General features: G+C 43.5%; 20 protein-coding genes and 2 pseudogenes. 10 read left to right on the forward strand and 12 right to left on the reverse strand.

What is annotated here, in order from left to right:
* The first annotated feature begins 19 nt into the window (after positions 1-19).
* Positions 20-976 (forward strand): DUF2860 domain-containing protein, encoded by a 957-nt coding sequence (locus R8N49_RS18235; RefSeq protein WP_005379034.1) that lies wholly within the window; start codon positions 20-22, stop codon positions 974-976.
* Between the two features lie 55 nt (positions 977-1,031).
* Here the strand turns inward: R8N49_RS18235 and R8N49_RS18240 are convergent.
* Positions 1,032-2,366 (reverse strand): annotated as a pseudogene (locus R8N49_RS18240) (YifB family Mg chelatase-like AAA ATPase); the annotation flags it as partial.
* A gap of 59 nt (positions 2,367-2,425) precedes the next feature.
* Between R8N49_RS18240 and R8N49_RS18245 the strand changes: the two are divergent.
* Entirely contained in the window at positions 2,426-4,114 is a 1,689-nt protein-coding gene (locus R8N49_RS18245) for a recombinase family protein (RefSeq protein ID WP_318190037.1), read from the forward strand.
* Positions 4,115-4,137: 23 nt separating this feature from the next.
* Here R8N49_RS18245 and mobV read toward each other — a convergent pair whose 3' ends face one another.
* On the reverse strand, positions 4,138-5,025 hold the full coding sequence (gene mobV / locus R8N49_RS18250; protein WP_318190038.1) for a MobV family relaxase: 888 nt from the start codon (positions 5,023-5,025) through the stop codon (positions 4,138-4,140).
* A gap of 504 nt (positions 5,026-5,529) precedes the next feature.
* On the opposite strand from mobV, the gene R8N49_RS18255 reads away from it, so the two are divergent.
* The gene (locus R8N49_RS18255; protein WP_318190039.1) at positions 5,530-6,204 is read left to right on the forward strand and encodes a hypothetical protein; all 675 of its coding nucleotides are present in this window, start codon (positions 5,530-5,532) and stop codon (positions 6,202-6,204) included.
* Here the strand turns inward: R8N49_RS18255 and R8N49_RS18260 are convergent.
* Entirely contained in the window at positions 6,201-8,159 is a 1,959-nt protein-coding gene (locus R8N49_RS18260) for an acyltransferase family protein (RefSeq protein WP_318190040.1), read from the reverse strand. The genes R8N49_RS18255 and R8N49_RS18260 overlap by 4 nt on opposite strands.
* 144 nt (positions 8,160-8,303) lie before the next feature.
* Positions 8,304-8,504: pseudogene (locus R8N49_RS18265) on the reverse strand (magnesium chelatase domain-containing protein); the annotation flags it as partial.
* 464 nt (positions 8,505-8,968) lie between these two features.
* Here R8N49_RS18265 and ilvG point away from each other — a divergent pair.
* From ilvG to ilvA, 5 genes are read left to right on the forward strand one after another with little or no spacing between them, the layout of a single operon-like run.
* On the forward strand, positions 8,969-10,615 hold the full coding sequence (gene ilvG, locus R8N49_RS18270; protein ID WP_005378960.1) for an acetolactate synthase 2 catalytic subunit: 1,647 nt from the start codon (positions 8,969-8,971) through the stop codon (positions 10,613-10,615).
* An 11-nt stretch (positions 10,616-10,626) separates the two neighbouring features.
* Positions 10,627-10,911: an acetolactate synthase 2 small subunit gene (gene ilvM, locus R8N49_RS18275; RefSeq protein ID WP_005378958.1), complete on the forward strand. Its 285-nt coding sequence runs from the start codon at positions 10,627-10,629 to the stop codon at positions 10,909-10,911.
* 12 nt (positions 10,912-10,923) lie between these two features.
* Complete coding sequence (ilvE, locus tag R8N49_RS18280) at positions 10,924-11,862, forward strand: branched-chain-amino-acid transaminase (protein WP_025768922.1); 939 nt, start codon at positions 10,924-10,926, stop codon at positions 11,860-11,862.
* Between the two features lie 13 nt (positions 11,863-11,875).
* Positions 11,876-13,717, forward strand: coding sequence for a dihydroxy-acid dehydratase (gene ilvD / locus R8N49_RS18285; protein WP_132937262.1), 1,842 nt, complete (start codon positions 11,876-11,878; stop codon positions 13,715-13,717).
* A gap of 2 nt (positions 13,718-13,719) precedes the next feature.
* The gene (gene ilvA, locus R8N49_RS18290; RefSeq protein WP_017635600.1) at positions 13,720-15,267 is read left to right on the forward strand and encodes a threonine ammonia-lyase, biosynthetic; all 1,548 of its coding nucleotides are present in this window, start codon (positions 13,720-13,722) and stop codon (positions 15,265-15,267) included.
* A gap of 54 nt (positions 15,268-15,321) precedes the next feature.
* Here ilvA and punR read toward each other — a convergent pair whose 3' ends face one another.
* A complete protein-coding gene (gene punR, locus R8N49_RS18295; RefSeq protein WP_005378948.1) occupies positions 15,322-16,224 on the reverse strand; it encodes a DNA-binding transcriptional activator PunR in 903 nt (300 codons plus the stop codon).
* 152 nt (positions 16,225-16,376) lie between these two features.
* Here punR and punC point away from each other — a divergent pair, with 152 nt between their 5' ends.
* Positions 16,377-17,582, forward strand: a complete 1,206-nt coding sequence (punC, locus tag R8N49_RS18300) for a purine nucleoside transporter PunC (RefSeq protein WP_054579443.1) — start codon at positions 16,377-16,379, stop codon at positions 17,580-17,582.
* Between the two features lie 44 nt (positions 17,583-17,626).
* Here the strand turns inward: punC and R8N49_RS18305 are convergent, their stop codons facing one another.
* Positions 17,627-18,403: a transporter substrate-binding domain-containing protein gene (locus R8N49_RS18305; RefSeq protein ID WP_005378944.1), complete on the reverse strand. Its 777-nt coding sequence runs from the start codon at positions 18,401-18,403 to the stop codon at positions 17,627-17,629.
* Between the two features lie 115 nt (positions 18,404-18,518).
* Here R8N49_RS18305 and R8N49_RS18310 point away from each other — a divergent pair, with 115 nt between their 5' ends.
* Positions 18,519-19,259 (forward strand): amino acid ABC transporter permease, encoded by a 741-nt coding sequence (locus tag R8N49_RS18310; RefSeq protein WP_005383852.1) that lies wholly within the window; start codon positions 18,519-18,521, stop codon positions 19,257-19,259.
* Between the two features lie 80 nt (positions 19,260-19,339).
* Here the strand turns inward: R8N49_RS18310 and glmU are convergent, their stop codons facing one another.
* From glmU to atpH, 6 genes are all read right to left on the reverse strand, one after another.
* The gene (gene glmU, locus R8N49_RS18315; RefSeq protein WP_132937263.1) at positions 19,340-20,701 is read right to left on the reverse strand and encodes a bifunctional UDP-N-acetylglucosamine diphosphorylase/glucosamine-1-phosphate N-acetyltransferase GlmU; all 1,362 of its coding nucleotides are present in this window, start codon (positions 20,699-20,701) and stop codon (positions 19,340-19,342) included.
* Positions 20,702-20,850: 149 nt separating this feature from the next.
* The gene (locus R8N49_RS18320; RefSeq protein WP_005378937.1) at positions 20,851-21,273 is read right to left on the reverse strand and encodes a F0F1 ATP synthase subunit epsilon; all 423 of its coding nucleotides are present in this window, start codon (positions 21,271-21,273) and stop codon (positions 20,851-20,853) included.
* An 18-nt stretch (positions 21,274-21,291) separates the two neighbouring features.
* A complete protein-coding gene (gene atpD / locus R8N49_RS18325) occupies positions 21,292-22,695 on the reverse strand; it encodes a F0F1 ATP synthase subunit beta (protein WP_005383849.1) in 1,404 nt (467 codons plus the stop codon).
* A 35-nt stretch (positions 22,696-22,730) separates the two neighbouring features.
* Entirely contained in the window at positions 22,731-23,597 is an 867-nt protein-coding gene (gene atpG, locus R8N49_RS18330; RefSeq protein WP_005378932.1) for a F0F1 ATP synthase subunit gamma, read from the reverse strand.
* Between the two features lie 44 nt (positions 23,598-23,641).
* On the reverse strand, positions 23,642-25,183 hold the full coding sequence (atpA, locus tag R8N49_RS18335; RefSeq protein WP_005378931.1) for a F0F1 ATP synthase subunit alpha: 1,542 nt from the start codon (positions 25,181-25,183) through the stop codon (positions 23,642-23,644).
* 13 nt (positions 25,184-25,196) lie between these two features.
* A complete protein-coding gene (gene atpH / locus R8N49_RS18340; RefSeq protein ID WP_186584576.1) occupies positions 25,197-25,730 on the reverse strand; it encodes a F0F1 ATP synthase subunit delta in 534 nt (177 codons plus the stop codon).
* Positions 25,731-25,744 lie beyond the last annotated feature (14 nt).

Below are 25,744 nucleotides of genomic sequence, written 5' to 3' on the forward strand. Positions count from 1 at the left end.
GACAACAAGGAGATAACGAATGAAACCAAGGCTACTTCTCTTGCCTTTGGCCTTTGTCGTCAGTTCTGCTCAGGCTCAACTCGCTGAAACCGCAGGTTTTGGCGGTGAAATTTCGCTGAATGCCGGATTCATATCATCAGAATCCAATTTCAATACAGAAAATAGTAACACCATCGATTCTCTCGATAAGCGTGCCGATAGTGACAGTTCCGTTATCGCTGCACCGCTAGGGAGTGTGACATACACCTTTGGTAGCCGACTCAACCACCAAGTTTACGCCGGTACCACACGCTCAGATGTCGCGGTAGGTACACTCGCTTTTCAGTTGGGCTATCAACACGAGCTACAATCTGGCACCGTGCTCGATGTTTCCTATCTGCCGACGGTACTCAAAGGCGAAACTTGGCGCAACCCTTATCAAGTAGGAACCGCACGTAAAGAGACGGATGTTGACGGCAATGCGTATCGCTTTCAGATCAAAGGGTTGATTGATAAGAACTTCAACCTTGATCTTGCTTATGCTGATAAAGACATCGAGCAGGAGGAAGTGACAGACCGCTCACTTGCTCGCGATGCTAACCTTTACTATGTCAAAGGCGACTATCGCATTCCACTCAACCAAACATCTATGTTGCAACCCGCTTTCACCTACATCAATCAAGATGCCGACGGTAAGGCGGAGTCATTTGATTCGTACGGATTTGACATTAGCTGGTTTAAATTTATCAACCGTCATCGATTGGCCCTCACCGCGGGTTATGCATGGAAAGACTATCAAGCAGCTAGCCAAACTTTTGCTAAAACACGAAATGACGACACCATCAGCCTATTTGCGGCCTACGAATATCAAAACGTATTTGACTGGCAAGACTGGTCGTTCATTTCTTTAGCCGGCTATAGCCAAACTGACTCGAATATCACGTTTTATGAGGAGAAAGAGTACCTATTGTCGCTTGGTCTCAACTACACCTTCTAACGTCCTTCATCGCAACAAGGTGCTTACAACACTTGTTGCGATGACACTTTGCTGTCTATACCGCTTGCGCCGTAAGCTGTTTCAGCAAACGGTCCATCGCTCGATACCCAAGCGCCTCGGCCAAGTGCGTTCGTTCAATTTGCTCCGCCCCATCCAGATCGGCGATTGTTCGCGCCACTTTGATAATACGATGATATGCACGAATCGAGAGCCCTAAACGATGCAAAGCGGTTTCAAGAAACTCAGCATCACTCTTATGCAAGGGACAAAACGCCTCAATTTCTCGACTACCTAGCAGTGCATTGACCTTACCACTGCGGTTTAGCATATTGTTACGCGCATGGCTCACACGCGCTTTTACGATAGCAGTCGGCTCACCGCGATCACCACCTTCTGCTAATGTCCCTTTGGGCAAAGCTGGGATTTCTAAAGACATATCAAAGCGATCTAACAGTGGTCCAGATAATCGACCAAGGTAGCGCAAAATAGCTTGTGGATTGGTGCGCGCTTGATTGCCTTCGTAATATCCTGTCGGGCTTGGGTTCAAGGCTCCGACTAATTGGAAACGAGCCGGAAAGCGTGTTTTACCTTGCGCTCGAGAGATAATGATCTCTCCAGATTCGAGCGGTTCGCGTAACGAGTCCAGAACTTTACGATCAAATTCGGGCATTTCATCGAGAAACAATAACCCGTTGTGGGCTAAAGAGATCTCCCCTGGTCTGGGTACCGAACCACCGCCGACTAATGCCGCCATTGAACTTGAATGATGCGGAGAACGAAACGGACGCGACTTCCAGTTATGCTCATTAATTTCACTCTGAGTCAACGATGCCACCGAAGCGGTTTCCATTGCTTCTTCGTCACTCATTTCCGGTAATAAGTCACACAAACGCGAAGCCAACATCGTTTTTCCAGTACCTGGCGGGCCAAGGAAAAGTAAGTTGTGGTTTCCAGCGGCAGCAATCTCCAGTGCTCGCTTACCTTGTTGTTGGCCAATAATATCTTGTAAGTCTCGACCATGTTTTTCGATCGTTTTTCGCTTAGGCGTTTGAAAAAGATTCAGTCGATGTTGACCACAAAGCTCGGCACATACTTCCAGTAATGATTGGGCCGATTTATGTTGTTCCTTCCCCACCAGCGCCGCCTGATCGCCATTCACATGTGGGACGACCAAATGGCGTTGAATCTTACTAGCTTCCAGCGCAGCAGGCAGCACACCTTTTACAGGTCTCAGACCACCAGATAGTGCTAACTCACCAACAAATTCGTAGTTTTTGAGCTTATCTGTCGCGATTTGCTCCGAAGCGGCCAAAATTCCCAATGCAATAGGAAGATCAAAACGTCCTCCCTCCTTGGGTAGATCTGCCGGAGCCAAGTTCACGGTAATTTTATGTATGATTAACAGGAAAAATGTTATGTTTAGGTTTGCATAGTTTAAGGAGATTTAGAATGGATAAAATCATTTACCCATATGTTAGATTTAGTAGTGAGCAACAATCTGGTGGTAGTTCTTACAAACGGCAAATGGATGACATATTAAAATATGCAAAAGAGAACGGCTATACAGTCAATAACACCCTTGAATTAAAGGATTTAGGGGTATCAGCATACACTGCAAAGCATATAGAAAAAGGTTCATTAGGGGACTTTTTAGACGCTTTAGATGCGGGAGTCATAGAAGCCGATGGATCTGCTTACCTATGTATTGAACAAATAGACCGCCTTTCACGGCAGAGCATTGATGAAGCTTACCAAGTGTTTAGAAAAATCCTTAAGGCTAATGTGAATGTTATTACTTTAATGGATAAAAAGACTTATACAAAAGACAGTCTTAATGACTTAATGACAATTATGTATTCGTCAATGTTAATGGCACAAGCTAACGAAGAAAGTGCTAAAAAGTCAGAACGTATCTTGAAAAGTTTTGATAAGAAGATTGATCAATTAAACAATGACGAACCTATACAATATGTGGGTATTTTTCCTGGTTGGATAGATAATATAGGAACAAAACAAAAAAGAGATTTTGTCGTTAATGATAAAGCCAAAATTGTTCAAAATGTCTTTGAAATGTATATTGAAGGAACTTCAATGGGTGACATTGCGAGAATATTCAATGAAAATAATATTGAACAAGTCGCAAAGAGGCGACATAAGAACTTTACCAATTCTTGGAGCTCTGCAAAAATTAATCACCTCCTCAAAAATCGATGTGTCCTCGGAGATCTTTACATTAAAAAGACAGGTGAAACATATAAAAACTACTATCCACAAATTATTTCAATTGACGATTGGGATGTTGTTCAGTCAATGACCGCAACAAAAAAAACCACTAAAACTTCTGGTAGAAAGTCAATAAATATATTTACTGGTAAAATATTCTGTTCTGGTTGTGGGCAAAAATACTATTTCGAAACTGATGATAAAATCACGAAAAAAGGGCGAACCCTATACTATATGTTAAAATGCCAAGGGCGGCGTGTTTTAGGTTGTAAAAGCAAGTCTATAAAGTATGATGATTTTCTTTCTTCCACTCCAAATATGTTTGGAATGATAACTAAAACAAAGAAAGATAATAGTGAAGAAATAAAAAAAATAAAACAAAAAATCAGTGAGATATCTTCTGAAACAAAGGAAGTTGAGAAAAATATCAACACTTTAGAGAGTATGAATGAAAATGGTAGTTTAGATTATGAAACATACCTAAAAGAGAGTTCAAAGCAACGTAAAAAAATCAGAGTGAACGATACAAGGATAGCAGACTTCAAAGCTAATATAGCAAGACTTTCAAGTGATAATAAATTAGCTTATTTTGACAAAACAGATCCTGTATCAATAATAAAAGGTAAAAGATTTGTTAACGAGAACTTTGCAGGTTTTGTTATTTCAAGTGATTCAAAAGCCTGTACTGCTTTATATTTAAATGGAAAAGTTATTCATTTTGTTCTTAAAAATAGCAAGATTGAAAAGCAAGAAAACGTAAAGCCTGTCGATGGGTTTGGGGAGTTCTTTGAGCTAAAACAAGAAATACTTGATGCCTATGGAAGTGGTAAAATGGACGGAAGATTTATAGAAATATTAAGAGCTACTAATTTTTGGGGTGTTGATACCCCAGAAAAAGATTATTCATTAGAATAATCTAAAAGAAATAGATTAAGGATCTACCTCTTTAATCTATTTCTTTTTTTATCTTTATTATTTTTGATCTCATCAGGAAAATTATTTGGATTTAATTCTGGAAAAAGGTGTTGGTATTCATACTCCTGTTCAGGTTCTTTTTCTGGCTTAATTGGATTAGAAAGTTCCTTAACCTTATCTTTTAACTGTTCAATAAATTGTTTCAACTTAGATATTTCATTGTTTTGTGACTTTATTGATTTTTCTAATTTTTTCAATTTATTACCCATGAAAAATATTTTATCTTCTTTCTCTTCGAGTTCATTTTCTAATTTAAAAACATTATCTTTTAGCTCTTTGTTGTTTTCTATTTCTTTATTAATCATAGAATAATAATCTTTTAATTTTGTATGCTCCGCCTTAGAGCCTTGATTATATTTTAGTTTTGGTTCAATTATTTTCATTTGGTTTAAGTAAGACTTTTGATAATCAGGTAGCGTGCTTTTATTAAAAAGTTCACGGGCGGATAGTCTACCATCAGCAGTCATTGGAACAATATGAGCGTGTATGTGTGGCGTTTTTTCGTCAAGGTGCAATACAGCAGATACAAGATTATCACCAAACTCGCTTATTAGCCATTTACGGGCATTTATTGCAAAGTCTTTTGTATTGATATTACTTTGAAAAAAGTCAGGCGAGAGGCTTAATACAGCCTCAATGCAAAGCACTGCATTTTTTCTTGGGGTTATATTATTTTGCTTAAACCTACTCTTTACGTCTTTTACAACATTACCAGAACCAAGCAATTTTTTATTACTTATTTTGGGATCTGCATTAGATGTTTCCAAGTATCTATATACGTGAGCATTTGATAAGTTCAAATTATTATAATCTTTTATTTTTTCAAATCTCAATACTGTTTTTAATTCCATTTAAAATCTCCATATTATTTTCAGAATAAACAATCTTTGATTGTTTCTCCCCGTAGGGCGAACACAAACGAAGTTTGTATAGTGAGTATACAAACGTGTTTGTTCGTATATACATTAAATATATGAGCATATATTATAATATTGTCAAACATTGGAACTTTTACAATCACAATTAGATAGATATCCGCAACCGTTCCAACATCATTCCATAACTGTTCCAATCACATCACACAATAGTTCCAAGTTCATTCCGCAGCCGTTCCAAAATAAAAAGCCACACATTGAATTATTACTTTAAATATCAGATTATTTTGTCATTGATAAAACACCCTAATATATCTTTAAGTATTTTATTTATTATTTTTTTAAAATACTAAAAGCCAATTGCGCTATGCGCCTTTCTGAGAATCCGCACGTAGTGCGAATAAATAATTTTAATTACCTATTTACATTTAATAAATATATGATAATTGTATTACACAACCGTTCCAAAAAGAGGATTTTATGACTAAATATAATGAACTACCACAATTGCCAAAAATTGAAAAAAATAAGTTAATAATTTTACTAAATCAAAATGCAGTTAGAGATACTAACTTCATAAGGTCATTTGAAAAACCAAGAGATTTTTATCTATTTTCTATATTGCTTCATAACGAAATAATTAGAACAAAAGAAAATGGAACAATTGAAATAAGCATAAAGGAATTACAAGAAACATATAAGATTTTTAGAGGGGAATCAAAGTATGACCTAATAGATTTCTTAAACCAAATTAATAATGAAATATTTTCATATTTTGTTTTAGATAAAGAAAATGAGATCTTAGATTACAATATCAAACCTGATTATTTTGATACTAATAGCAATACATTCTTTGTTAATGCCTGTTTATTGAAAGGACTAAAAATTAACTCTCAAAAAATCGCACTGTATTTAATGAGTATGGGGCCACACGCTAAGTATCTTCATCTTTCGCATATTTCAAAATTATTAGATATTGAGGGTAAGAGTCAGAAGTTAAAACAAAAATCAGCTAACACAGCCATAGAAACACTATCAAAGCATAATTTCATTAAAGATAATAATTATGATCGAAGTAAAAAAACATTCTATTTTAAAATGGAAGATCTTAAACTAAAAGAGTTAATTCAAGATCTTCCAAATGGGTTTGATTAATTCATATCCGACCAAATATAATCAAAGAAACTTGATATATTTGAGGCTCCTAATACATTAAGGTGATTATCATCTACATACATAGGCATTCCATATTCTGATATAGGACTTAACATCCCACGTTTATTGATAAAAGCATTTGTGGTATCAATTATCTCAACATCACAATTATTTTTAACTAACTTTAAAACGCTTTCGATATAATCATTTCTGTCGTTATAATCTTTTACACTCATTTCTATGTTAATTTCTCTATTCACTATTTTTTGTTTTATTATTTCATTCGGGATAGAAAAACCAAACTCAGGGACAGGCTTTATAATATAAACAGGATTCTTAATTGACAGTTTACACATGCTATTAACAAAGTTATTTTTAAAATCAAGTTTATAATCATCATCAAATATATCTTTTTCAAAGTACATATATGGCTTATTGATCTCTCCTTTTTCATTAAACCCAAATGGATAGAGATTTAATCTTGCAGCGATTATTATTGGCGTTTTATTATATTTATCATTAATTAAATTATATATGGTCCTGTTATAATCTTTACAATAATCACGAGTTTTATCTCTATGCTTCATTCCTAATACAGGCAAACAACCAGGAGCACCAGCATTAACCATTTTTGCATTTGGATTAAATCTAATCAAAGACTCATTAATACCTGTTGATATTGCACCTGCGTGACTATCTCCCAAAACGATTACATCATAATGACCATTTTCTAATCTATGACAATTAGGTTTATCAAAACTTCTTAAATCACACCCACTTTTTAATTCTTTTTCAAACTCATCTAAAAGCCCTACTTGAGTATCAGAGTAATCAAGAATAGAAATTATATCTTGAGTATATTTATACTTCACACCATCAGTAAAAAACGTATAAGACCCTAAAAAAGCCACAAAAACACAAAGGTAAACTGGCTTAAACTTCAAGTAGCTAAACACTCCATTAAAATCATTCCTAAAATTAATACTCTCTACATATCTATTACTAATAAAGCCAAGGATTATTGATAGGATAAGACCAAAGTATATAAATTGTTCAGGTAAAGAAAAATAATATATAGCAACAACAAGAGGCCAATGCCAAAGATAAATCGAATAAGACCACTTACCTAATGATTGAAATATAATATTACCTGTTACAATACTATCATTCCTTTGAGCTTGGATTAGCAAAAACGCACCAAAAACAGGAATTAAAGCCAAATACCCAGGCCATAAGTTTTCTTTTGAAATGAAAATATAAGATAGGATTATTAGTGCTAACCCAACCCATTCAAAGACTTTCTTTCTATTCTCTGCGAGTTTTAACGGGTAAAGGTATGCAACACCACCAATCATCATTTCCCACGCTCTGGTAGGTAATAGATAGTAAGCGGGATTGGGCCATTTATAAGTAGCTACAACACAGAAGATAAAGCCCAACACCGTTCCAACTAAAACAGTCGCTTTCATAGCCTTTAACGACATAAACTTTCTCATAGCAACAAGGACTAATGGATAGATTATGTAGAACTGCCATTCAGCAGATAAAGACCAAGTATGTAAAAGCCATTTTTCGTGTGAAGCGGCATCAAAGTAGCCAGACTCCCTCCAATATATGATATTGGATAAAAAGCCCATACTACTACCTACGTGCTTTCCTAATGCTCTGTAATCTAACGGAGTAAGATAGAACCAACCGAACACCAACAAGACCAGACAAAGAACTGCTAATGCAGGTATGATCCTGTTAGCTCTGGCAACATAAAACTTCAAAATAGAAAAGTTTTCTTGCTCGATCCCTCTAAATATTATCCCTGTCATTAAGAAACCAGAAATAACAAAAAACACGTCTACCCCTGCAAAACCGCCGGGCATCCAACTCGCATTGAAATGAAATAGCACAACGGCTATTACTGCTATGGCTCTTAAACCATTTATATCTTTTCTGAACTGCACAAGCCTAAACCAACTGATTAATTAAAATATTTGGCCGTATTTTATACTAATACTAAGGCAAGGCAAGGCAAGGCAAGGCAAGGCAATTGATTAAAACTCAATACATTATAAAAGCTCAATTCTATTCCTGTTAATCTTGCGTAGCACTGTGATCCGCTTAGCAGGAAATTGAAAGTTAGAATTAATGATCGCACTGCGTACGCGATCTTTGGACTCTTTTACCGTTGTCTCTGGCAAGCCTACTAAGGTAAACCCTGGCATGCCGTTGCTGATATGAACTTCTACACTAACCGATGGCGCTTGCACCCCGACGCTTGCTCGACTATGAATGATTGCCAGCCCCATACGTTCCTCAATTTTTTGAACACTCTGTAAACAAATGTTTTATCTAGTTGGTTATGTTATATACCGCGTCCCAATTGAGAGTTAATGTGAAAAAAGAATGACTTTTTGCTTGTCATGCAGCGGAATTGTGTGATACCACTAATGACGCAAACAATTTCGTAGAACATTACACAACATTTTTTAACGAAAAAAGAACGACAGACAGATGAACCTTTTCGCTCATATCAACGCACTGCTAGCCCTGATTATCGTGGTCATTATTGGCACCGCGCGGGGTATTGTGGGCGAAAGGTAACCACAAATTACAAAAAACCCCCGCACTGAAAAGTCCGGGGGTTTTTTTACAACTACAAGTTGTCATCTGTCTAACCCTCGGACAGTTTAACGGGAAGAATGGGAGTGCACATGAAGTGCAATAAATATGGCAATCGCTACGAGCCACAACGTAGCAAAGGAGGTTTACGATGACTGGTGCACAACTTGTCGTAGCCGCTTTAAGACAGCAAGGCATCGAAACCGTTTTTGGCTACCCCGGCGGGGCCATCATGCCAATCTATGATGCTTTGTATGACGGTGGGGTGGAACACATCCTATGCCGTCACGAGCAAGGGGCCGCTATGGCAGCTATCGGGATGGCTCGTTCCACTCAAGACGTTGCTGTGTGCATGGCAACTTCTGGCCCAGGAGCCACTAACCTTGTTACCGGCCTTGCCGACGCTTTCCTTGACTCCGTACCTCTAGTTGCCATCACAGGCCAGGTTGCTAGCTCTCATATCGGTACCGATGCATTCCAAGAAATGGATGTGATCGGAATGTCCCTAGCCTGTACTAAGCACAGCTATCTCGTGACCGAAATTGAAGATCTAGCTCCGACACTTGCCGAAGCCTTTGAGGTCGCAAAAACCGGTCGTCCGGGTCCTGTCATTGTCGATATCGCCAAAGACGTTCAACTCGCTCAAGCACCTACAGACCTTCTTCCTCCATACATAGCACCAGCAATCGAAGATGTCAGCGCTGAAGATATCAAACGTGCGCAAGATGTGCTGGCAGCATCTACTCGCCCAGTGTTGTATGTTGGTGGTGGCGTGCAACTTGCGAAAGCAACCGATGCAGTACGCGAATTTCTTCGCTTAAACCCAATGCCTGCAGTTAGCACATTAAAAGGCCTCGGTACCATTGAACGCCATGATCCCCACTATCTTGGTATGTTGGGTATGCATGGCACCAAAGCCGCCAACCTAGTGGTTCAAGAAGCCGATCTATTGATCGTGGTTGGCGCGCGTTTTGATGACCGTGTGACGGGTAAGCTCGATACGTTTGCACCAAATGCGAAAGTGATTCACATCGACATTGATGCTGCGGAGATTCATAAACTGCGCCACGCCAACGCACCATTACGTGGCGACATCAACACCATTCTTCCTCAGCTAGAGCTGACTCAAGATATCTCACCGTGGGTTCATCACAGTGAAAGTCTGCGCAGCGGCTTTAAGTGGCGTTACGACCACCCAGGCGAGTTAATCTACGCACCGCTATTGCTTAAACAACTGTCTGACATGATGCCAGATAGCTCAATTGTCTCGACCGACGTCGGTCAGCATCAGATGTGGGCAGCGCAACATATCCAGCCACGCGAACCACAAAATTTTATCACTTCTGCAGGCCTTGGCACCATGGGCTTTGGCTTGCCAGCAGCGATGGGCGCTGCAGTCGCACGTCCTGATGATCAGTCTATCCTTATTACAGGTGACGGTTCATTTATGATGAACGTTCAGGAATTGGGCACGCTGAAGCGTCGGCAGATTCCAGTGAAGATTGTCCTTCTTAATAACCAACGTCTTGGCATGGTTCGCCAATGGCAGTCATTGTTCTTTGACGGTCGCCACAGTGAAACCATTCTTGATGACAACCCAGATTTCGTGATGTTAGCAAAAGCATTCGATATCCCGGGCAAAACCATCACCAAGAAAGAAGAAGTCGAACCTGCTCTCAAAGAGATGCTAGCGAGTGAAACTTCTTACATGCTTCACGTTTTGATTGATGAAGAAGAAAACGTGTGGCCATTGGTGCCACCTGGCGCATCAAACAGTGATATGTTGGAAAATACATAGGAGACAATCGCATGGACAGATATTTACTCGACATCAAAGCCGATGACAAACCGGTACTGTTGGAGCGCGTTCTACGTGTGATTCGTCACCGAGGTTTCGTGATCAAACAAGTCGCTGCTACGCAAAACCACGAAAGCAAAGTAGCCAGCGTCGAGATCATCGTCGACAGCGATCGACCAATCTCGTTTTTGATCAATCAAATAGAGAAGTTGTGGGACGTTCGTAAGGTTGAGGTGCTAAAAATCCGCAACGATGAACTGCCAAATCACAACTTACAACAACACGTAAGTGCATAAGGAAGGCAACAAATGGCAACGAAAACTGCAGATTTCATTTGGTTTAATGGTGAGATGGTTCCATGGGCAGAGGCGAACGTTCACGTTCTGACTCACGCAATGCACTATGGTACATCCGTGTTTGAAGGCGTGCGCTGTTACAACACACCAAAAGGCCCAATTGTCTTCCGTCACCGTGAGCATGCACAACGTCTAAAAGATTCTGCCAAGATTTACCGCTTTCCGATCCCTTTCTCTGTAGAAGAAATCATGGAAGCGACCCGCGAAACACTGCGCCAAAACAAACTCGACAGCGCTTACATTCGTCCATTGGGTTTTGTCGGGAATGTTGGCTTAGGCGTATGTCCACCAGTTGGCACTGAGATGGATCTAATCATTGCAGCATTTCCTTGGGGCTCTTACTTAGGCGAAGAAGCGCTAGAAAAAGGTGTCGATGCGATGATTTCAAGCTGGAATCGCGCTGCGCCAAACACCATCCCAACTGCGGCTAAAGCAGGCGGTAACTACCTATCTTCACTACTGGTTGGTGGTGAAGCGCGTCGTCACGGTTACGACGAAGGTATTGCGCTAAGCGTAGATGGTTACCTATCGGAAGGGGCTGGTGAAAACATCTTCGTTATCAAAGATGGCGTAATCACTACACCACCAGCAACTAGCGCGATTCTACCGGGCATCACTCGTGACTCGATCATGACAATTGCACGCGATAAAGGCTACAAAGTACGTGAGGCGAACATTGCTCGTGAAGCCCTTTACCTTGCCGATGAAGTCTTCATGACAGGTACTGCGGCTGAGATTGTACCAGTGGCAACCATCGACAAAATTGAAGTAGGTACAGGTAAACGCGGCCCAATCACTAAAGAACTACAAGCAGCCTACTTTGGCCTATTTGACGGCACCACGGAAGATAAGTGGGGCTGGTTAGACTATGTGTACCCAGAACAGAAGTAAGAAGGATTAGGAAATGCCAAAATATAGATCAGCTACCACCACACATGGTCGTAACATGGCGGGTGCACGAGCACTGTGGCGTGCAACGGGTGTGAAAGAAGAAGACTTCGGTAAACCAATCATCGCCGTTGTAAACTCGTTTACTCAATTTGTTCCGGGTCACGTACACCTGAAAGACATGGGCCAGCTTGTAGCGCGTGAAATCGAAAAAGCCGGCGGCATCGCAAAAGAATTCAACACCATCGCGGTTGATGATGGTATCGCAATGGGTCACGGCGGCATGCTGTACTCACTGCCTTCACGCGAACTGATCGCAGACTCTGTGGAGTACATGGTCAACGCGCACTGTGCCGATGCCATGGTATGTATCTCTAACTGTGACAAAATCACTCCGGGAATGTTGATGGCATCTATGCGTCTCAACATCCCGGTTATCTTTGTTTCTGGTGGTCCAATGGAAGCGGGTAAAACCAAGCTTTCTGATCAGATCATCAAACTAGACCTTGTAGATGCGATGATCCAAGGCGCGGATCCAAAAGTGTCTGATGAGCAAAGCGAGCAGATCGAACGCAGCGCATGTCCAACGTGTGGATCGTGTTCAGGCATGTTCACTGCAAACTCAATGAACTGTCTAACGGAAGCACTAGGTCTTTCTCAACCAGGTAACGGTTCTATGCTGGCAACGCACGCTGACCGTGAACAACTGTTCCTTAATGCAGGTCGTCGTATCGTTGAACTGACTCGTCGTTACTACGAGCAAGATGACGAATCAGCACTGCCACGCAACATCGCTACGTTTGATGCGTTCGAAAATGCGATGGCACTGGATATTGCAATGGGTGGCTCAACCAACACCATTTTGCACCTGTTGGCTGCAGCGCAAGAAGGTGAAGTGGATTTCGATATGGAAGATATCGATCGCCTATCACGCCAAGTACCACACCTATGTAAAGTGGCACCATCTACCCAGAAATATCACATGGAAGACGTACACCGCGCTGGTGGCGTCATGGCAATTCTTGGTGAGTTAGATCGTGCAGGTCTTCTACACAATGATGCGCGCACCGTGCTTGGCCTTTCGATGAAAGAGCAGCTGGCGAAATACGACATCATCCAAACTGAAGACGAAGAAGTACTTAAGTTCTACCGCGCAGGTCCTGCGGGAATTCGTACTACTCAAGCGTTCTCACAAGATTGCCGCTGGGATCGCCTTGATGACGACCGTGCGGAAGGCTGTATTCGTACTATCGATCATGCCTTTAGCCAAGAAGGTGGCCTAGCCGTTCTATCAGGCAACATCGCATTAGATGGTTGTATCGTTAAGACTGCTGGTGTGGATGAGAGCATTCATAAATTCACTGGCCCAGCCGTAGTTTTCGAAAGCCAAGAAGACGCCGTAGAAGGCATCTTAGGCGGCAAAGTAAAAGCTGGCGACGTGGTTGTTATCCGTTACGAAGGCCCTAAAGGTGGTCCGGGCATGCAAGAAATGCTTTACCCAACCACTTATCTAAAATCGATGGGCCTTGGCAAAGAGTGTGCACTTCTGACTGACGGCCGTTTCTCTGGCGGCACATCAGGTCTTTCTATCGGCCACGCCTCTCCTGAAGCAGCAAACGGCGGTGCAATTGGCCTGGTAAAAGAAGGCGATATAATCGCAATTGATATTCCAAACCGTTCAATTTCACTCCAAGTGTCTGAACAAGAACTTGCTGAGCGCCGTGCAAAACAAGACGAACTAGGCTGGAAACCAGTTGACCGCCAACGTGAAGTTTCATTTGCACTCAAAGCGTACGCGAGTATGGCAACCAGTGCTGACAAGGGTGCAGTACGAGACAAGTCGAAGCTAGAGGGCTAGCAATGATGGAAGCTCAACCCGAAAAACAAGTGAACCAAACTGGCGCAGATTATCTGCGCCAAATCCTTCGCGCACCTGTTTATGAAGTAGCAACAGTGACGCCACTGCAAGAAATGCCTCGTTTATCTGCACGTATCGGGAATAACGTGCAGATCAAGCGTGAAGATCGCCAACCCGTACACTCGTTCAAATTGCGCGGTGCATACAACATGGTGGCGAGTTTATCTGAAGCACAAAAAGCCGCTGGTGTCATTGCAGCATCGGCAGGTAACCACGCTCAAGGCATGGCGCTCTCTGGTACTAAGCTAGGCATCAAAACCACCATCGTGATGCCTAAAACCACACCAGACATCAAAGTCGATGCGGTACGTGGCTTCGGTGGCAATGTAGTGCTGCACGGCAGCAACTTTGATGAGGCAAAAGCGGAAGCGGAACGCCTTTCTGATCTGCATGGGTACACATTTGTCCCTCCTTTCGATCACCCACTGGTGATTGCAGGTCAAGGCACCATCGGCATGGAAATGCTGCAGCAAAATGGTCACCTTGATTACATTTTCGTCCCTGTCGGTGGTGGCGGTTTGGCTGCGGGTGTTGCGGTACTTGTGAAGCAGCTCATGCCAGAAATCAAAGTGATTGCAGTTGAGCCAGAAGATTCGTCATGCCTCAAAGCTGCTTTGGATGCTGGTGAGCCAGTAGTACTAGACCAAGTCAGCATGTTTGCCGATGGCGTCGCTGTAAAACGCATTGGCGAAGAGACTTTCCGTCTATGCCAAAAGTACATTGATGGCCATATTGCCGTCTCTAGCGATGAAATCTGCGCAGCAGTAAAAGACATCTTTGAAGACACCCGTGCGATTGCAGAGCCTTCTGGCGCGCTTGCTCTGGCGGGTTTGAAGAAGTTTGCTGAGCAAAACAAACTGCAAGGTAAGAATTTAGGTACTGTGCTGTCTGGTGCCAACACTAACTTCCATGGCTTACGTTATGTTTCTGAGCGTTGCGAGCTTGGTGAGAAACGTGAAGGTTTGCTTGCCGTCACCATTCCTGAGCGTCAAGGTGCCTTCTTTGAGTTCTGTAACCTCATTGGCGGCCGCGCCGTAACGGAGTTTAACTACCGCTACAACGATGACGCATTGGCAAATATCTTTGTCGGTGTGCGTTTGCAAGGCGGTCAGGAAGAGCTAGAACATATCATTCACGACTTACGTGATGGTGGCTACCCAGTGGTTGATTTGTCTGATGATGAAATGGCGAAGCTGCACGTGCGCTACATGATTGGTGGTAAGCCGTCTAAGCCGCTTAAAGAGCGCCTCTACAGCTTTGAATTCCCAGAATATCCGGGAGCGCTACTCAAGTTCTTAAGCACACTCGGTACTCATTGGAATATCAGCTTGTTCAACTACCGTAACCACGGCGCTGACTACGGACGTGTTTTATGTGGTTTCGAGTTAGATGAAAGCGATTTAGCTCAGTTTTCTGCACATTTACGTGAACTTGGCTATCAATGCAAAGACGAGACAGACAACCCATCGTATAAGTTTTTCTTGTCATAAAACGCCACATTTTAAACATATCAATGAAAACACCTCGCTAATGCGAGGTGTTTTTTATGACTGTAACCAATCTTTATGTAGCTGATTAGGCGACCCAAGATAGTCCACCATCCACTGGATCAATTTATGATTATCATCTTTGCGCCATACTAAGCAGCAGTGACTGAGCGGTTTATCATCCGGCATGACCTTCTCCACCAGCACACCATCATTGATTAAGGGTGTTGCAATATGACGTGGCATGTAACCCACGCCCACCCCATTTTTTAAACATTCAATCGCACTATACCAATTGGGCAATAATAATCGGCGCTGTTGCGGATAATGGCCAGTATGGCGTTTTGGCAGCACGTTCGAAGTATCATCAAGACAGATCGCCGGAAATTGACTCACAAACGCTTCAGTAAGCACTTGTTGTCGAACGCAAGGATGAGCGGGTGACATTACAAATGCCCAATCTAATACGCCCATATCTTTGACTTCAAAATCTCCCCCAACGGGAACCGCAGATGTCGCGCCAACGACAATGTCGGCTCGACCTTGTGCTATGGCTTCCCAAGAACCATTGAAGACCTCCATATTGATCTGCAATTCAGCAAATTCAAACTCGCGATAGAAATCTTCCACCAAAGGTTTGAGTTTTTCTAACTTCACCACGTTATCTAAGGTCAGCTTTAACGTGCTTTTCCATCCTTGAGCCGCTCGCCGCGTTTGTGCTTTCACCTCTTCCATTTGACGCAGCAAAGAGCGCGCCTCGGCCATAAAAAGTTCACCCGCTGGAGTTAGCTCGACTTTCCTTGGTAAACGTCGAAACAGCACCACATCTAAATCTTGCTCGACCTGCCTTACTCCATAGCTGATGGCTGAGGGGACTTTATGCAATACCTCAGCCGCAGCGGTGAAACTGCCTAAACGGGCAACCGTATCCAGCATTTCCAAAGACGCTTTAGAGAACATGATTTAACCTTTCAAAAAATTTGATTGATAACCAACAATTTTAGCGTTTTATTTTCTCAAAATCGAAAAATAGAATAATAAGGTAAATAAATCAGGGTTGGCGCCAACTGATGTTGATTAAAAAATGATTAAATAATTTGACTGGTTGAATCATGAAAATCTCAAAACTACAGCTCATTTATCTGGCAGCATTATCGATGCTTGGCTTCGTTGCTACCGATATGTATCTGCCAGCATTCAAAGCGATGGAAATCGACTTTGCAACAGGCCCTGAGCAAATTGCGCTCTCTTTAACGGTATTCCTCGTTGGTATGGCGATTGGCCAGCTAATGTGGGGATTGGCATCCGATAAATTTGGCCATCGTAATACACTCGCAGCCGGGTTGGTGCTATTTACTATCGCGTCATTCGGTTTGGCTTTCTGTGATCAAGTATGGCAACTACTCACACTGCGCTTTATCCAAGCTATCGGTGTGTGTGCACCAGCCGTGATCTGGCAGGCTATGGTCATTAAACGCTACTCAAGCAGTAGCCAACAAATTTTTGCGACAATCATGCCACTCGTCGCGCTATCACCAGCACTAGCACCTCAATTAGGGGTAGTGTTGGCAGATAACTTCGGCTGGCACAGTATCTTTATTACGCTAACACTGGTTGGTGTCTTTTTGGTCTTTGCGACCATGGCACAAAAAGACGAGAAAGCAGAAATCAAACAAACCAGTATGTCTGCCGACATCAAAGCGCTGCTGAGTTCTAAAAAATACCTTGGCAACGTGTTTATGTTTGCGACGGCTTCAGCTGCATTCTTTGCTTACCTAACTGGGATGCCAGAAATCATGGCGCAACTGGGCTACGAAGCAAAAGATATTGGTTTGAGCTTTATCCCACAAACCATCGCGTTTATGGCTGGTGGCTACTTAGGTAAAGTAGGCGTTCGAAAATTTGGTGATGAAAAGGTTCTGCGCCAACTGATTGGCCTATTTAGTGTCGCGGCATTAATGATTTTCATTGCTTCACAGTGGGATCTGTCATCGATTTGGCCTATTCTTGCGCCATTCTGTTTGATTGCCGTTGCTAACGGCGCGCTGTACCCAATCGTGGTAAACCGTGCATTGGCCAGCGCACAACAGAGCCCTGCAACAGCAGCAGGTCTGCAAAACAGCCTGCAAATCTGTGTAAGTAGCTTCTCAAGTGCATTGGTAGCCGCAATGGCAAGCCAAGCTCAGATGGTTACTGGCATCGCAATCATCATCTGTATGGGTGGGCTGTGGATGGGATACATTCTGTCGAATCGCGAATTATCCAAGCACTTTACGACTCCTGACAACGCCCGAGTCGTGAGTGAAGACGAACTTTAATCGTTCAGATAATAAAAAGAGCCGCGCAATGCGGCTCTTTCTGTTTATAAGCTTTTCAACCCCCACTTCTTGGCAGTCTGCTTAAAAAAGCCTTGAGTCTTTTTCAACTCTACCCAGTGATTGATGTAATTAATCCATACTTGATCGTCTTGCGGCAACAACATAGCAATTGGGGTTGGTTTACGCGGTGCGGTCACTGGCACTATCGCCAACTGTTTAAACTTGTCCACTAACGTCGCTGCTTCCACATTGGACGTCACCGATACATCGGCCCTGCGAGCTAGTAGTTCTTGGAAGTCGCGCGCTGGCGCTTCAATAACAATATGTTGAGCAGACGGGAAGAATTCTTTCACCATTTTTTCTTGTACCGTACCTAACGTCGCCGCGACTTTTACTTCTGGTTTATTAAAATCCGCCCAATCAGAGAATTTGGCGAGATCTTTCTTTTGCACCACAGGTACAAAGGCAAGGTAGAAATACGGCTGGCTGTATCCAGCTACTTTCGCGCGCGACATGTTCAGAGATGCGCTGCCAGTAATATCGTATTTGTTGGCGGTAATGCCATTAACTAGCGTCTTCCAATCCGTGGGCACATACTCCACTTTTACACCAAGATCTTTAGCAAGCTCTGTTGTTACATCAATATCGAAGCCACGATAACTGTTTGTCGCAGGGTCTTTCATCGTCATCGGATTCCAATCTCCCGTCGTTCCAACTCGGAGTACGCCATTGTCTAAAATGGATTGAAGACGGCTTTCAGCGTGAGCGACTTGAGTCGCAGCAAGCAAACACATTCCTAGCACTAGTAAAATCTTTCTCATTTTTATTCCCTTAAAAATAATGACCTTATACGGTTTAATAATTAACCTTTATTAGAGCTCTACTGATAACATAGCAGCAACAAAGGAAGTTTTTTAGTTAATTCAGGGAGTAAATGTGACGTTTCGAACTCTATGGCTGTTTTCACTGCTATTACTCACTGGTTGTTCAGATTATCAATGGGGCTGGTATGTACTTGACCCTTCGACGGATCAAGGGCTCACCAATCTAAAGTTTTTAATCGCTGGGTTTAACGACACCATTCAGGTATCACTCCTCAGTATGTTATTTGCGATGAGCTTGGGTCTGATCGTTGCGTTACCCGCTCTGTCGGACTCAGCCTCTCTGAAGTGGATAAACCGTATTTATGTCGAGGTGATCCGTTCAGTGCCAGTTTTAGTCTTACTACTTTGGGTGTATTACGGCATGCCTACACTATTGGATGTCTCACTCAATCACTTTTGGGCGGGTGTTATTGCACTGACTATCGCTGAGAGTGCGTTTATGGCGGAAGTGTTTCGCGGTGGGATACAAGCTATCAGCCGTGGCCAACATGAAGCGGCTGAATCTTTGGGCTTAAGCTATTGGCAAAAGATGCGCTTGGTAATTCTTCCCCAAGCATTTCGACAAATCCTCCCTCCACTGGGCAATCAATTTGTCTACATTCTCAAGATGAGTTCTTTAGTCAGCGTGATTGGTTTAAGCGATCTCACTCGCCGTGCTAATGAGCTGGTGGTGAATGAGTACTTACCCTTAGAGATTTATACCTTCCTCGTTTTGGAGTACTTGTTGCTCATCCTATTTGTATCTCAAGCCGTTCGTTGGCTCGAAAAACGTATTGCCATTCCTAGCTACTAGCGATGAAGCCTTAGCTAGAAACAACAAAGCCGCTCTTGTTGAGCGGCTTTGACAATATAGCGACAGAGTGCAGGTAATGCTTATTTCTGTTTTACGGGACGCTGCCAGCCAGTAATTTTGCGCTCTTTGACGCGAGTAATTACTAACTCACCTTCTTCAACATCTTTTGTTAGTGTCGTGCCTGCACCGATGGTTGCGCCATCAGCGATAGTGACAGGCGCCACCAGCTGGCTATCAGAACCAACAAATACATCATTACCGATGATGGTTTTAAACTTGTTCGCACCATCGTAGTTACAAGTGATAGTACCTGCGCCGATGTTAGTACGTTGACCGATCTCTGCATCACCTAAGTAAGTTAGGTGGTTCGCTTTTGAACCTTCTCCGATGCGCGCATTTTTCACTTCAACGAAGTTACCCACATGGGAATCGTTACGCATTTCAGCACCAGGACGAAGGCGAGTAAATGGACCAACCGTACATTCTTCACCAACCGTTGCACCTTCAATCACACTGTAAGGGCGAACGATGGTGTTGTCGTCGATTTCACAATCTTTCAGTACACAACCCGCACCGATAACCACGTTATCACCCAGTGAAACTTTACCTTCGACGATAACATTCACGTCGATTTCACAGTCCATACCGCACTGTAACTCTCCACGCAAATCAAAGCGTGCTGGATCGCGTAGCATGACACCTTGCTCTAGCAGCTTCTGAGCTTGCATTGACTGGAAAGCACGCTCTAGACGAGCAAGCTGTGCGCGGTCATTGACCCCTTCCACCTCAATGGCATTGACTGGGTGTACTGCCTCAACGGCACGACCTTCATCGTGTGCAGCTGCAATAACGTCAGTTAGGTAGTATTCGCCTTGTGCGTTGTTGTTGTTTAAGCCAGACAACCAACGCTTAAGATCCCCACCAGTCGCAACCATCACGCCAGTGTTGATCTCTTTAATTTGTTTTTGTTCTTCTGTTGCATCTTTTTGCTCAACGATCGCCACAACAGGACCATTCTTACGGATAATACGACCGTAGCCTGTCGGGTTATCTAGAATCACTGTTAGTAGTGCAATACCGCCTGTTGGCTGTGCATCTAATAGGTTTTCAATCGTTTCAGCTGAAATCAGTGGAACATCACCGTAAAGCACCAGTACTTTTTCATCGTCTTCAAACTTCGGAGACGCTTGATCAACCGCATGACCTGTCCCTAACTGCTCCGCTTGAAGCACCCAATTTACAGGCTCTTCTGCAAGAGTGGTTTGCATTTGATCACCACCGTGACCATATACTAAGTGGATGTTTTGTGCGCCAAGACCTGTACATGTATCGATAACATGTTTTGCCATTGGCTTGCCTGCCAAAGTGTGTAGCACTTTAGGCATGTTCGAATGCATACGGGTACCTTTACCCGCTGCAAGGATCACAGCACTGAATTTCATTAATAACCTATTGACGTTCTATTTTAATTGGGCGTTATTTTAAACACCTTGGAAGGATTAGTTAATGGTGGGATGTAAATTTCCAACTAAAATTAATCAAAAAGGCGACCAATTGGCCGCCTTTTTTCATGCAACGTTGCTAATTGAGCTTAGCGACGCTTTTTTGTCAGCTCGATAACTCGTAGCTGAGCAATGGCTTTAGCCAGTTCACTGGCCGCTTGTGCGAAGTCCATGTCACCATGCTGATTCTGGATTTGCTCCTCAGCGCGGCGTTTGGCTTCTTCTGCCTTCGCTGCGTCTAGCTCTTCACCACGGATAGCTGTATCAGCTAGTACAGTCGCTGTACCAGGCTGAATCTCTACCATACCACCAGAAACATAAATAATTTCTTCGTGGCCGTGCTGTTTCACAATACGCACCATACCAGGCTTGATAGCGGTCAGCAGCGGTGTGTGACCATGGAAAATACCAAGTTCACCTTCGCTACCGGTCACCTGAAACGTTTCAACACGACCAGAGAAGATTTTCTTCTCAGCGCTTACTACGTCTAGGTGAAAGGTTATTGCTGCCATATCGCCTCCTAGTTAGCCTTATAGCTTCTTCGCATTCTCAATAGCATCGTCGATGCTACCGCAGTACATAAATGCCTGCTCAGGAATGTCGTCGTATTCACCAGCTAGTAGACCTTTAAAGCCACGTAGAGTCTCTTTTAGAGGTACGTAAATACCAGGGTCACCTGTAAATACTTCTGCTACGTGGTAAGGCTGAGTTAGGAAACGCTCAATCTTACGTGCACGAGATACAACTTGCTTATCTTCTTCAGATAGCTCGTCCATACCTAGGATAGCAATGATATCTTTCAGCTCTTTGTAGCGCTGAAGAGTCTGCTGAACACCACGAGCAACTTCGTAGTGATCTTGACCAACGACTAGTGGATCAAGCATACGAGATGTTGAATCTAGCGGGTCGATCGCAGGGTATAGACCCATTGCAGCGATGTTACGGTTAAGTACAACCGTTGCATCCAAGTGCGCGAACGTTGTTGCTGGAGACGGGTCAGTCAAGTCATCCGCAGGTACGTATACCGCCTGTACAGACGTGATAGAACCTGATTTCGTTGACGTGATACGCTCCTGAAGTACACCCATCTCTTCTGCAAGAGTTGGCTGGTAACCTACCGCAGAAGGCATACGACCTAGTAGTGCTGATACCTCTGTACCTGCAAGTGTGTAACGGTAGATGTTATCAATGAACAGTAGTACGTCACGACCTTCGTCACGGAAACGCTCTGCCATTGTTAGACCAGTCAGTGCAACACGTAGACGGTTACCTGGTGGCTCGTTCATCTGACCGTAAACCATCGCTACTTTTGATTCTTCAGGCTTCTCAACGTTTACAACGCCCGCTTCCTGCATCTCGTAGTAGAAATCGTTACCTTCACGAGTACGCTCACCAACACCAGCAAATACTGATAGACCTGAGTGCTGTAGTGCGATGTTGTTGATAAGTTCCATCATGTTAACGGTCTTACCTACACCTGCACCACCGAATAGACCGATTTTACCACCCTTAGCGAATGGACAAATTAGGTCGATTACTTTAACGCCCGTTTCTAGAAGTGCAATTTCGTTTGATTGCTCTTCGTAGCTTGGTGCACTACGGTGGATAGAGTAAACCTCTTCCGCACCCACTTCACCACGCTCGTCAATCGCGTCACCTAGGACGTTCATGATACGACCTAGAGTTTTAGTACCTACTGGTACTGAAATTGGAGCGCCAGTGTTAACCACTTCAACTCCACGACGTAAACCATCAGAGCTACCCATTACGATACAACGAACTACGCCACCGCCTAGCTGTTGTTGAACTTCAAGAACTAGACGCTCTTTTGAGTCCGTTACGTTTAGAGCGTCATATACACTAGGTACATTGCTCTGTGGGAACTCTACGTCGACTACCGCACCGATGATCTGTACGATCTTACCTGTAGCCATCGTTAATCCTCTAAACTATTTCGTTTTACCTAAGCTTAAACCGCAGCTGCACCACCAACGATTTCTGATAGTTCTTGTGTAATCGCAGCCTGACGGGCTTTGTTGTACACAAGTTCCAAATCGTCAATCAAACTGGTTGCGTTATCCGTTGCAGCCTTCATCGCAATCATTCGAGCCGCTTGCTCACAAGCAAGGTTCTCAACCACACCTTGGTATACCTGAGACTCTACGTAACGCACTAATAGCGTATCCAGTAGAGGTTTTGGTTCAGGCTCATAGATGTAGTCCCATGAATGCTCACGCTGCATCTCTTCGCTGTCCGATTTAGGCAAAGGTAGCAATTGATCGATCGTTGGTTGCTGAACCATAGTATTAACAAACTTGTTGAATACTACATATAGACGGTCCAGTTCACCTTCATCGTATTTCTTCAGCATTACGCCAACAGAGCCGATTAGGTCTTGTAGGCTTGGATTATCTCCAAGACCAGAAACCTGTGCCGCAACTTTTGCGCCACCATGTTTAAAGAAAGCTGTTGCTTTTGAGCCAACAACGGCTAGCTCAATCTCAGCACCTTTCTCTCTCCATGCTTGCATGTCTGTAACGGCTTTTTTGAACACGTTAATGTTCAAACCACCACACAGACCACGGTCTGTCGAAACGATGATGTAACCAACACGTTTAGCTTCACGCTCTTCTAGGTACGGATGACGGTACTCTAGGTTTGCGTTAGCCACATGACCGATCACTTTACGCATTGTTTCAGCGTATGGACGAGAAGCTTCCATTGCATCTTGAGAACGACGCATTTTTGAAGCTGCTACCATTTCCATCGCTTTCGTAATTTTCTGAGTGCTTTTAACACTACCGATTTTATTACGTATCTCTTTTGCGCCGGCCATCGTTACTCTCCGTTAGTTGGTGGCAGAAACTGCCACCGACCTAATTACCAAGTTTGGGTTGCTTTGAAGTCGTCAGTCAGTTTCTTCAACTGAGCTTCGATTTCATCGTTGTAAGCGCCAGACTTGTCGATCTCAGCTGCTAGTTCAGCGTATTGACCGCGAGCGTACGATAGTAGAGCCGCCTCGAAATCTAGAACTTTGTTAAGTTCTACATCATCAAGGTAACCGCGCTCTGCCGCGAAGATAGTTAGAGCTTGGTCAAATACAGACATTGGAGCGTACTGCTTCTGCTTCATTAGTTCTGTAACTTTTTGACCATGGTCTAGCTGTTTCTTCGTTGCGTCATCAAGGTCAGAAGAGAACTGAGCAAATGCCGCTAGTTCACGGTATGCAGCTAGTGCTGTACGGATACCACCTGATAGTTTCTTGATGATTTTCGTCTGAGCTGAACCACCTACACGAGATACTGAGATACCAGGGTCAACAGCAGGACGAACACCAGCGTTGAATAGCTCAGTTTGTAGGAAGATCTGACCATCGGTAATCGAGATTACGTTAGTCGGTACGAATGCTGAAACGTCACCTGCTTGAGTTTCGATGATAGGAAGAGCAGTCAAAGAACCAGTCTTACCTTTCACTTCACCGTTAGTGAAACGCTCTACGTACTCTTCGTTTACACGAGCTGCACGCTCTAGTAGACGCGAGTGTAAGTAGAATACGTCACCTGGGAATGCCTCACGGCCTGGTGGACGTTTAAGTAGTAGAGAGATCTGACGGTAAGCTACCGCTTGCTTAGATAGATCATCGTAAACAATCAGTGCGTCTTCACCGCGATCGCGGAAGTATTCACCCATCGCACAACCTGCGTAAGGCGCTAGGTATTGAAGCGCTGCAGATTCAGAAGCTGATGCAACTACAACGATAGTGTTTTGTAGTGCGCCGTGCTCTTCTAGTTTGCGAACAACGTTAGCGATAGTCGATGCTTTCTGACCGATTGCTACGTAGATAGAGAAAATACCAGAGTCTTTCTGGTTGATGATCGCGTCGATCGCCAGTGCTGTTTTACCAATCTGACGGTCACCGATGATAAGCTCACGCTGACCGCGACCGATTGGGATCATTGAGTCAACTGACTTATAACCAGTTTGCACAGGTTGGTCTACCGATTTACGGTCGATTACACCTGGTGCGATCACTTCTACAGGCGAAGTCATTTTCGCTTCGATTGGACCTTTACCATCGATAGGCTCACCCAGCGTATTTACTACGCGGCCTAGTAGTTCTGGACCAACTGGCACTTCAAGAATGCGGCCAGTACCTGTAACTTTCATGCCTTCCTTAAGGTCAGCATATGGGCCCATTACAACCGCACCAACCGAGTCACGCTCAAGGTTAAGTGCCAGTGCATAACGGCCACCCGGTAATTCAATCATTTCACCTTGCATCACGTCCGCTAGGCCGTGGATGCGGATGATACCATCGCTTACCGATACGATAGTACCCTCGTTGCGAGCTTCACTAACAACTTCGAAAGATTCGATACGTTGTTTGATCAGATCGCTAATTTCCGTGGAATTAAGTTGCATGCTCCAATCCCCATTAAGACTGCAATGCATCGCTCAGGCGGTTCAAACGACCACGCGCTGAGTCATCGATGACTAGGTCTCCGGCTCGAATAATAACCCCACCAAGTAGGGTCTCATCTACACTGCAATTCAGCTTCACTTTGCGTTCAAGACGCTTTTCAAGTTTGCTGCCAATGTTTGCAAGTTGTTCATCAGAAAGCTCTGTTGCTGAAATTACTTCAACATCAATTTCTTTCTCATGTTCTTTTTTCAGAGTAAAAAACTCCGTGCAAACATCAGGAAGGGCCGCTAAACGACCATTCTCAGCCATTACCTTCAAAAGGTTTTGACCGTGCGCATCAACTTGTTCGCCGCAAACTGCAACAAAAATTTCTGCCATTTTTTCAGCAGAAACCGAACCCGTTAGTAGTTCGTTCATTTGTTCGTTTTTGGCCACTTCAGCAGCAAAAGATAACATTTGGCCCCATTGGTCCAACTGGTCTTTCTCTAAAGCAAAGTCGAAGGCTGCTTTAGCATAGGGGCGTGCGATAGTAGTCAAATCAGACATATGCGCCCCCAGAC

This window comes from Vibrio sp. 1978 (assembly GCF_033344345.1).

What these genes read in the sequence shown, in the direction of transcription:
- R8N49_RS18235 (WP_005379034.1), top strand. Translation starts at nt 20, where the DNA reads ATGAAACCAAGGCTACTTCTCTTGCCTTTGGCCTTTGTCGTCAGTTCT.
- R8N49_RS18245 (WP_318190037.1), top strand. Translation starts at nt 2,426, where the DNA reads ATGGATAAAATCATTTACCCATATGTTAGATTTAGTAGTGAGCAACAA.
- mobV (WP_318190038.1), bottom strand. Translation starts at nt 5,025, where the DNA reads ATGGAATTAAAAACAGTATTGAGATTTGAAAAAATAAAAGATTATAAT.
- R8N49_RS18255 (WP_318190039.1), top strand. Translation starts at nt 5,530, where the DNA reads ATGACTAAATATAATGAACTACCACAATTGCCAAAAATTGAAAAAAAT.
- ilvG (WP_005378960.1), top strand. Translation starts at nt 8,969, where the DNA reads ATGACTGGTGCACAACTTGTCGTAGCCGCTTTAAGACAGCAAGGCATC.
- ilvM (WP_005378958.1), top strand. Translation starts at nt 10,627, where the DNA reads ATGGACAGATATTTACTCGACATCAAAGCCGATGACAAACCGGTACTG.
- ilvE (WP_025768922.1), top strand. Translation starts at nt 10,924, where the DNA reads ATGGCAACGAAAACTGCAGATTTCATTTGGTTTAATGGTGAGATGGTT.
- ilvD (WP_132937262.1), top strand. Translation starts at nt 11,876, where the DNA reads ATGCCAAAATATAGATCAGCTACCACCACACATGGTCGTAACATGGCG.
- ilvA (WP_017635600.1), top strand. Translation starts at nt 13,720, where the DNA reads ATGATGGAAGCTCAACCCGAAAAACAAGTGAACCAAACTGGCGCAGAT.
- punR (WP_005378948.1), bottom strand. Translation starts at nt 16,224, where the DNA reads ATGTTCTCTAAAGCGTCTTTGGAAATGCTGGATACGGTTGCCCGTTTA.
- punC (WP_054579443.1), top strand. Translation starts at nt 16,377, where the DNA reads ATGAAAATCTCAAAACTACAGCTCATTTATCTGGCAGCATTATCGATG.
- R8N49_RS18305 (WP_005378944.1), bottom strand. Translation starts at nt 18,403, where the DNA reads ATGAGAAAGATTTTACTAGTGCTAGGAATGTGTTTGCTTGCTGCGACT.
- glmU (WP_132937263.1), bottom strand. Translation starts at nt 20,701, where the DNA reads ATGAAATTCAGTGCTGTGATCCTTGCAGCGGGTAAAGGTACCCGTATG.
- R8N49_RS18320 (WP_005378937.1), bottom strand. Translation starts at nt 21,273, where the DNA reads ATGGCAGCAATAACCTTTCACCTAGACGTAGTAAGCGCTGAGAAGAAA.
- atpD (WP_005383849.1), bottom strand. Translation starts at nt 22,695, where the DNA reads ATGGCTACAGGTAAGATCGTACAGATCATCGGTGCGGTAGTCGACGTA.
- atpG (WP_005378932.1), bottom strand. Translation starts at nt 23,597, where the DNA reads ATGGCCGGCGCAAAAGAGATACGTAATAAAATCGGTAGTGTTAAAAGC.
- atpA (WP_005378931.1), bottom strand. Translation starts at nt 25,183, where the DNA reads ATGCAACTTAATTCCACGGAAATTAGCGATCTGATCAAACAACGTATC.
- atpH (WP_186584576.1), bottom strand. Translation starts at nt 25,730, where the DNA reads ATGTCTGATTTGACTACTATCGCACGCCCCTATGCTAAAGCAGCCTTC.